This is a genomic window from Colwellia sp. BRX8-5, assembly GCF_014077325.1.
In the GTDB taxonomy this organism is placed as follows: domain Bacteria; phylum Pseudomonadota; class Gammaproteobacteria; order Enterobacterales; family Alteromonadaceae; genus Colwellia_A.
Genome location: NZ_JACGVR010000057.1, coordinates 1 through 7543, shown reverse-complemented (window position 1 = coordinate 7543; position 7543 = coordinate 1). Strand labels below are relative to the sequence as shown.

Sequence of the window (7543 nt, the reverse complement as noted above, 5' to 3'; positions counted from 1 at the left end):
TTTGCCGTTCAATATTCGTAACCAACAGAGGCATATTCCACTTATCAAATATAGTAAACTAATCGATTGATAAATGGATTGGTCCAACTATAAGCCATTCAAGCAGGACAAATAACAGCTGGCTATTTGCTCCTTCGTCGCTTATTTTAGCCAACTATCATTTGCCTCTTAATGGGGCGTTAGGTGGCACCACTTTTCTGTTTTAATGGTTAACCAACTTTTGTATTTCTATTTTTTGTTTGGTGGTTATTCTGTTTCGTGGATTTTCGCCGAAACGTTTTATAAATGTCGCGAATCATTGTCGAGAGTCCAGCAATAACATTTGTGTTTTGCGCTAAAACTACTTTTGTGTAATTGGCTCAAAATAATGGTTTGGCATTTAGTCGTGGTGCGGTTATATTAACTTTCAAAGTTTGCTTTAACTAGCTGGTTTTATAATAATTTTAACCTAACAAGCAATTCAAACGGACAAAAAACAGTTGGCTGTTTTCACTTCGTTCAACATTTTAGCCAACTAATTTTTGCCGCTTAATATGGGCGTTAGGTGTTCAGGGAATCTCTCAACTATGGATGTTGATCAAAAGATAAATGTTTTTCATTCCTTAGATTCTAAATCGACTTGTATCGCTATGATCAAGTCTTGTACTTTTGGAATCGCAATTTTAACTTTAATAAGCTTGATCGTTGGACTATTTTTTCAAGAGTTGATTATTGAAACATCTATTGGTTTTATAATTGATTTCAGCTTGTACGCGTTCCTGCTCTTTGCAGTTTTTAGGTGGCATTCTCGTATTGCTGCATCATGTTTACTTTTATTATCAACTTATAGTGTATATCTAACATTTATGGTGCTTGCAGGAGTCGAAATTGGTGGATCTAATCTATTAATATCTCTTGCAATTTTTTGGTTGTCTTTGCGTTGTACGGAAGCAACTGTTAAATTAAATAAACCTAATAAAAAGAACACCTAACAAGGCGTTCAAACGGACAAAAAACAGTTGGCTGTTTCACTCCGTTCACATTTTAGCCAACAATTTTTTGCCGCTTAACGTTGCGTTATAAGTATTTAAATTTATGAGTATGATTTGAATAAAGTTAGCTACATTACAGTTTCTTATTTAATATGTTGGCTTATTTCATATGTAATAATTAACGGTACTGAAAATTATGAAAGTATCGTTAGCTATTTCATTCAAGGATGGACTTTCAGTGGCTTTGTTAAACCAACTTATACATGGGTTTTAAGTTTAGCTATTTTCCTTGTATATATAATTGTATTGTTTGTTCTTAAGAAAGTCAGAGATAAGCAAGGCGCATAATACTTATAACAAGCTGTTCAAGCGGGACAAATTACAGTTGGCTGGTTCCGCTCCGCTTCACATTTTAGCCAACTACAATTTGCCCCTTAACAGGGCGTTAGGTAAACAAGGAGAGATTTGTGCTCGGTGTCATTTTAGTTTCAATAGTATTATTTTTTGTAATAAACAGATTTATTGCAAATAAAGCTACATTCAAAGATGTTTTGTTCTTCTTAGCTATTCCTTTTATAGTTCTATTTGCTACACGTTTATTACTTTGGATTACAGAACTAAATGCAACAATCAATTTAATTATATTATTGTCCATTATTCTGGTAACTATATTTTATGTCTTTGTCCGTTCTAAATCTAAATTTGAGCTCTCAAATAAACATGCAGTAATTGTATCATTTGTTTATTTTTTCAGCTTATGGGCTTCAGAAGTTATAACCGGTTTAACTACGTCATTAATGTTTACCTAACAAGGCATTCAAACGGACAAAAAACAGTTGGCTGTTTTCACTTCGTTCAACATTGTAGCCAACAATTTTTTGCCGCTTAATGTGGCGTTATGTTTACCTCTATTGGGTTGCACATTTGATAAAGTTTTTTACATCATTTAATTTTATATTCACCTTGATATTCCTAGTTATATCTAGCGCTATGTTTTATGAACTTATCTCTATTAAACAGGCTAAGTTATTAATTGTGTATTTAGCGTTATCAGGAACTCTTTATGGTTTATTTCTGGCTATAAAGAACAGAAGTAGTAACACGCTCGGTCGGTTTTCTGCTTTACTGTTGTTTTTTATTATCGTTATTGTTTCTTGTTTAAGTATTTTAATGTCAAATTAACGTTTGGTGTACTGTAAACATAACAAGAAATTCAACAAGGACAAAAAACAGTTGGCTTTTTGTTCACTACGTTCACTTATTTTAGCCAACCATTTTTTGCCTGTTAATTGGGCGTTATATTTATTCTGGGGGGAGTTTTGATTAAATCTATATCTTTAATAATATGTATCGTCAGTTTTCAGTCATTTTGCCAAACAGCGAATGAATTATCAGAAAATAATAAACCTATTGTGAAACATGCAAAAGATTTAATACATACTTATGATCGAGTAGTTGAAACAGATCTTATAGATTTCAAAGTCCCAATATTATCTGTTCATGAAGTGGTTAAATCAGCAGAGGTGTTTTTACAATCACAAGATATTGAAAGGCAACTATATTATCGTTCTGGTGTTTATTATGATTACGATTATGGCGAATGGACAATTAATTATGATTGTCACCCAATTAACGGAGTAACTCCATTTGATTGTGGCTTTAGAGTATCAATTGATAACACTCTAGATTTACAGCATAAATTAGGGCATTACCCATAAATATAACAAGACGTTCAAACGGACAAAAAACAGTTGGCTGTTTCACTCCGTTCACAATTTTAGCCAACAATTTTTTGCCGCTTAACGTGGCGTTAGCCCTACTTGGAGATGTTTCAGTGTGTATTAATATTCGGCTAGAAAAAACTAGTGATATTCAAGATATTCATAAAACTACAATTGCAGCATTTCTTGATGCACCGCATACAGATCACACGGAACAATTTATTGTGGATGCATTGAGATGTTCCGGAATGTTGTCTGTTTCAATTGTTGCTGAAGACTCATCTAAAATAGTTGGACATGTCGCTTTATCGCCAGTTACTATCTCGAATGGTTCAAGTGATTGGTATGGTTTGGGGCCCATTTCCGTTGTCCCAACTGAACAAAATAAGGGAATAGGCTCTAAGCTAATGCATGCAGCTCTTAACGAATTAAAGAATCTCAATGCTAATGGCTGTGTATTACTTGGTGATCCTAATTACTATCGTCGATTTGGCTTTGAGCCTATAGATGGCTTAGTGCTCCCTGATGTTCCACCAGAATATTTTCAAGCAGCGTTAATTAAAGGTTCTTACCCTAAAGGCACGGTTGCATATCATGAGAGATTCTTAGCGCAGGGCTAACAAGGCGTTCAAACGGACAAAAAACAGTTGGCTGTTTCACTCCGTTCACAATTTTAGCCAACAATTTTTTGCCGCTTAACGTGGCGTTATGTGGTTCACGCGTGTATTAGCTGCTACATTTATATTTTTTAAAATGACTAAAGGATTACTCATGAAATTTACCATTTTTTTACCTGTATTATCTATTCTCACAATATTGTCTTTTAATACTCATTCAGAGGATCTTACAAAAAGGTCAGACATTGAATTGGGTGTTAAGAACTTAATGTGTTTGCAAGACTCTGGTTTTTATAGCTTGGGGGTTACTAGTAAGGAGTGCTCAACTATGACTGATGAAATAGTTAATAAATGTGTTTCTAAGTTACCAGAAAAATTTCCTGACTCAATGATTGAATCAAGTGATTCCCCGTTTGTAAAATGCTCGTGTAAAGTTTATGAGAACTATGTTTCTGATATAAAGAAAATACCAGGCTGTAGTTAAAAACCACATAACAAGCCATTCAAGTAGGACAAATAACAGCTGGCTATTTGCTCCTTCGTCGCTTATTTTAGCCAACTATCATTTGCCTCTTAATGGGGCGTTATGTTGCAAAAGGAGATGCAGTTCATGAATCAGATTAAGAGTAACTTTCAAATATTAGCCGCTACAGCTTCAACGCTTTATTTTGGCTTGTTTGCGTATGGATCTTTTATCTTCATTAAAGAATTTGAAAATGTATTTGATTCGTTTGAATCGGAGCTACCATTTCAAACATCTTTATTAATTGGCACTTATCGTTACTGGGGTATTTTAGGTTTAATCTCTGCTTTTATCTTGTTTAAAGTGAGTAAATGTAAAAGTAGTAAATCTATGTCGGTGCTTATTTGGCTTGGTGTTTTGTCAATATTATTAGTAGTGTTTGCTATTTGGGGTATTTATAGCCCTGTACTCGAAGGTAGCGGGCAAGCTGCAACATAACAAGCCACTCAAGCAGGACAAATAACAGTTGGTTTTGTTCGCTTCGCTCTCTATTATAACCAACTATTATTTGCCTCTTAGTGGGGCGTTAGAGGTTTTATTTGTTTACCTGTCCAATCTGCAATGAGAAAGGAATCGGCTTTTGGTCAAAAATTTGGTCAGGCTCCAATTCGCCGTCTCAATGTAAATTATGCGATAAATTAAGTTATGTGCATTCTAAATACCGTTTTGGTTTCCAATCTGCTTGGCCAACAGCATTTAAATTATTGGGAGCAGGTTTAAGTATTTTTTTGTTACTTCAAACAAATAGTCTTTTCAGCTTAATTCTATTTCCATTTATCTGGATTGCATGTTCATTTTGGGAGTTGTCTTCTTTGCCAATGTATCCAATAGCAGAGGATCATGTTGCAGTTGCTAAAAATTCTGGTAACTTGTTCATAGTTGGGTTAATTATTGTATTCGGCTTAGTTTTGGTGGCATCAAACCTCTAACAAGCCATTCAAGCAGGACAAATAACAGTTGGCTATTTGCTCCTTCGTCGCTTATTTTAGCCAACTATTATTTGCCTCTTAATGGGGCGTTAGGTGTAAAGTAAGTATGAGTTTAATTTCAGGGAGTGAAGCAGTTGAAAACTACATTAGTCTTAACCTCGTTAAAGTCGCAACTGATAAAACTGGTTGGGATACTCTCTACTTAAATAAAACGTTAAATCAATACTGGGTGTGCACATATCTAAATGCAGAAATGCATGGTGGTGGGCAGCCGCAACTTCAGCAAGTTACTGAACTAGTTGCCAAAAAAGAGTTTGGTGTGTAATTTACACCTAACAAGGCATTTAAGCAGGACAAATAACAGCTGGCTATTTGCTCCTTCGTCGCTTATTTTAGCCAACTATCATTTGCCTCTTAATGAGGCGTTATATGCCTAAGATGAATTGTGTGTATTCCAGATAGACTTTTATAAAGCAGAGTGAGATATGTTTAAAAACAGCAAATTATTTTTTGGATTCATGCTAATCGGATCTTCTTTATGGCTTGGTCTCTTAACCTTTAAAATTGCAGGGAACTTAAATGCTGGTAATTGGCCAATAACTCCGGCGATTATCATGTCATCGGATATCAAGAGAGTTGAACATAAAGATGAACGCTATATTCTAGATATAAAATACCAATATGAGATTGATGGTAATAGTTATATTGGAAAAGAAATTTCCAATATGAATCAGCTTTACAATTTTAAAGAGGCGAATGAGAAATTAAAGCTTTATAAAGAAAACTCATTAGTTGAGGCTATTTATAATAGGGAGAACCCAACAATTGTTTATCTAGATGTAACTGTTAATTATATTTTGTATATCTTATCAGTAGTTTCGTTTGTAATGGCCATATTCTCTTTGGCTAATTTAATCAGACTGTTCAAAAATACTGGTGTTCAAGGCATATAACAAGTTACTTAAACGGACGCTAAACAGTTGGCTAGCTTCGTTCCTCGCAATTTTAGCCAACTATTTCGCGCCGCTTAGTAAGGCGTTATATTTCTAGGAGAACATGTGCTCAATCGTGCAGCCTTAATATTAAGATATAAAAAACCCGCAGTTGATTGGATTAATAAAGCTGATCCATATAACTCCCCAGAGTTGACGCTAGATTCAGCAAACGACGACTTAAATGTTTATCTTATCTCAAACGAAGACTCTGATGATCCGGAGTCATTACTACGATGGATTAAGTTAAACTTAGATTTATTGTTCATCGACGAATTAAGTGGCTGGTATACTGATGAATCTCTATGGCCCAAAACTAGAAATATGGAACTTTTCAATAGTTGGTTTTCAGTGGAATGTCATACAGTTCTCAATGACACAGTAGGTACACCGTTCGTTGACGACGAAATATAACAAGTCATTAAAGCAGGAAAATTTACAGTTAGCTGTTTTCACTGCGTTCAACACTTTAGTCAACTATAAATTTCCTCTTAGTAAGGCGTTAGCACTCAATATGCGTAATTCGATAATTTTAATCATACTATTAACATGGACGATAAATGTGGTAGCAAATACATTTACTTATGACATTCAAAAAGCTGGATATGATTTTGAACAATATGATTTAAAGGGCGAAGCTACATATCCCCTTTTTGTGAAGGAGTTCAGAGCTTACCCTTGGAAAGATCAGGTTGGTCTCTCTAATGAAGGGACAGAGCCGACAATATCCGTTAAAAGCAAAACCGTAGGCACTGACCTATTTGTGTCAGTAGTTGGCAACGCTGGTGAGTTTGCTTACTTAATTGGAATAGTGAAACCAAAGAAAATAAAGTCATTTTTTGGGTTAGGTAAAATGAAAGAAGTTAGGTGGGTAACTATTTATGTAACAGAGAAATCCAGTGATGTAGAAGATACGTTTAATTTATTCTTTAACATGCAGCTTAATAAGCTAGATGCTAATTTGAAAGAATTGCCTATATTTTTAGAGCAAGAGGCTGCAAACTAAAGAGTGCTAATAAGTTGCTCAAACGGACGCATAACAGTTGGTTGCGCTTCGTTACTCACACATTTTAGCCAACTATTCTGCGCCGCTTAGCAAGGCGTTAGGCATACAAGGAGAGTTCAGTGAAAAAATTAACCTTAGTATTCATATCCCTTATTTTATCTTTTTCAATTTCTGCAAATGACAAGTTCACGGCAGATCAGTTAATCGAAAAAGCAAAGGCATTTGTATCAGCCAAAAATGCGCGCCAACAACCAAATACAACCACTAAAGAAATAGACCATTATATATCGCTATTATCTGATAATTTCATCGATGAACATGTTAAATTCAAGTTTACGTATACTGATAAAACGAAACTCCGTTCAGATATGGTTGGTAAACTAAAAGATGAAGTTATAAACAGCAATATTGAGATAAACGAAATTATGGTAGGGGCTAATGTTGTTTTTATAAAAATGACTGAAATGGGTAAAGTTAAGCCTGCACATTTAGATAAAACCATTGAATATAGTAAAACTAATATTGTCTCATTAGAGTTTAACGAATCAGGTTTAGTAAAGCATATCCGCCGACATCACGGTTAATGTATGCCTACAAGCATTTCAAGCGGGACTGCTAACAGTTTGCTCGGTTTCGCTTCGCTACACATTTTAACCAACAATTAAAAGCCTCTTAATGGGTAATGCCGTTCACTTAAGGTGAACGGCATTTTTACTTTTAACAGGGTACCTATTCTTTGAACATTTCAACATTCTCGGATATTGCCGTTCTCGCCTACCGGGTA

General features: G+C 34.8%; 11 protein-coding genes. All 11 read left to right on the top strand.

Features of this window, described 5'->3' with window-relative positions; all coding sequences use genetic code 11:
• The first annotated feature begins 566 nt into the window (after positions 1-566).
• The 11 genes from H4J62_RS19730 to H4J62_RS19680 all read left to right on the top strand — a co-directional run bounded on the left by H4J62_RS19730 (position 567) and on the right by H4J62_RS19680 (position 7343).
• Positions 567-971: a hypothetical protein gene (locus H4J62_RS19730; RefSeq protein WP_182218604.1), complete on the top strand. Its 405-nt coding sequence runs from the start codon at positions 567-569 to the stop codon at positions 969-971.
• Positions 972-1438: 467 nt separating this feature from the next.
• Positions 1439-1780, top strand: coding sequence for a hypothetical protein (locus H4J62_RS19725; protein WP_182231375.1), 342 nt, complete (start codon positions 1439-1441; stop codon positions 1778-1780).
• A 510-nt stretch (positions 1781-2290) separates the two neighbouring features.
• Entirely contained in the window at positions 2291-2689 is a 399-nt protein-coding gene (locus H4J62_RS19720) for a hypothetical protein (RefSeq protein ID WP_182218602.1), read from the top strand.
• A 116-nt stretch (positions 2690-2805) separates the two neighbouring features.
• Positions 2806-3312, top strand: a complete 507-nt coding sequence (locus tag H4J62_RS19715) for a GNAT family N-acetyltransferase (RefSeq protein ID WP_182218601.1) — start codon at positions 2806-2808, stop codon at positions 3310-3312.
• Between the two features lie 151 nt (positions 3313-3463).
• Complete coding sequence (locus tag H4J62_RS19710; RefSeq protein WP_182218599.1) at positions 3464-3793, top strand: hypothetical protein; 330 nt, start codon at positions 3464-3466, stop codon at positions 3791-3793.
• 126 nt (positions 3794-3919) lie between these two features.
• Positions 3920-4270, top strand: coding sequence for a hypothetical protein (locus tag H4J62_RS19705; protein WP_182218595.1), 351 nt, complete (start codon positions 3920-3922; stop codon positions 4268-4270).
• A 597-nt stretch (positions 4271-4867) separates the two neighbouring features.
• The gene (locus H4J62_RS19700) at positions 4868-5086 is read left to right on the top strand and encodes an Imm27 family immunity protein (protein WP_182218594.1); all 219 of its coding nucleotides are present in this window, start codon (positions 4868-4870) and stop codon (positions 5084-5086) included.
• Between the two features lie 160 nt (positions 5087-5246).
• On the top strand, positions 5247-5714 hold the full coding sequence (locus tag H4J62_RS19695) for a DUF3592 domain-containing protein (protein WP_182169385.1): 468 nt from the start codon (positions 5247-5249) through the stop codon (positions 5712-5714).
• A 105-nt stretch (positions 5715-5819) separates the two neighbouring features.
• Positions 5820-6167, top strand: coding sequence for a hypothetical protein (locus H4J62_RS19690; protein WP_182218593.1), 348 nt, complete (start codon positions 5820-5822; stop codon positions 6165-6167).
• A 148-nt stretch (positions 6168-6315) separates the two neighbouring features.
• Complete coding sequence (locus tag H4J62_RS19685; protein WP_220469605.1) at positions 6316-6759, top strand: hypothetical protein; 444 nt, start codon at positions 6316-6318, stop codon at positions 6757-6759.
• Positions 6760-6878: 119 nt separating this feature from the next.
• A complete protein-coding gene (locus tag H4J62_RS19680) occupies positions 6879-7343 on the top strand; it encodes a nuclear transport factor 2 family protein (protein WP_182218591.1) in 465 nt (154 codons plus the stop codon).
• Positions 7344-7543: the final 200 nt, after the last annotated feature.

Excerpts from the sequence above, each read along its gene's own strand:
- H4J62_RS19730 (WP_182218604.1), top strand. The coding sequence starts at position 567 with ATGGATGTTGATCAAAAGATAAATGTTTTTCATTCCTTAGATTCTAAA.
- H4J62_RS19710 (WP_182218599.1), top strand. The coding sequence starts at position 3,464 with ATGAAATTTACCATTTTTTTACCTGTATTATCTATTCTCACAATATTG.
- H4J62_RS19705 (WP_182218595.1), top strand. The coding sequence starts at position 3,920 with ATGAATCAGATTAAGAGTAACTTTCAAATATTAGCCGCTACAGCTTCA.
- H4J62_RS19700 (WP_182218594.1), top strand. The coding sequence starts at position 4,868 with ATGAGTTTAATTTCAGGGAGTGAAGCAGTTGAAAACTACATTAGTCTT.
- H4J62_RS19695 (WP_182169385.1), top strand. The coding sequence starts at position 5,247 with ATGTTTAAAAACAGCAAATTATTTTTTGGATTCATGCTAATCGGATCT.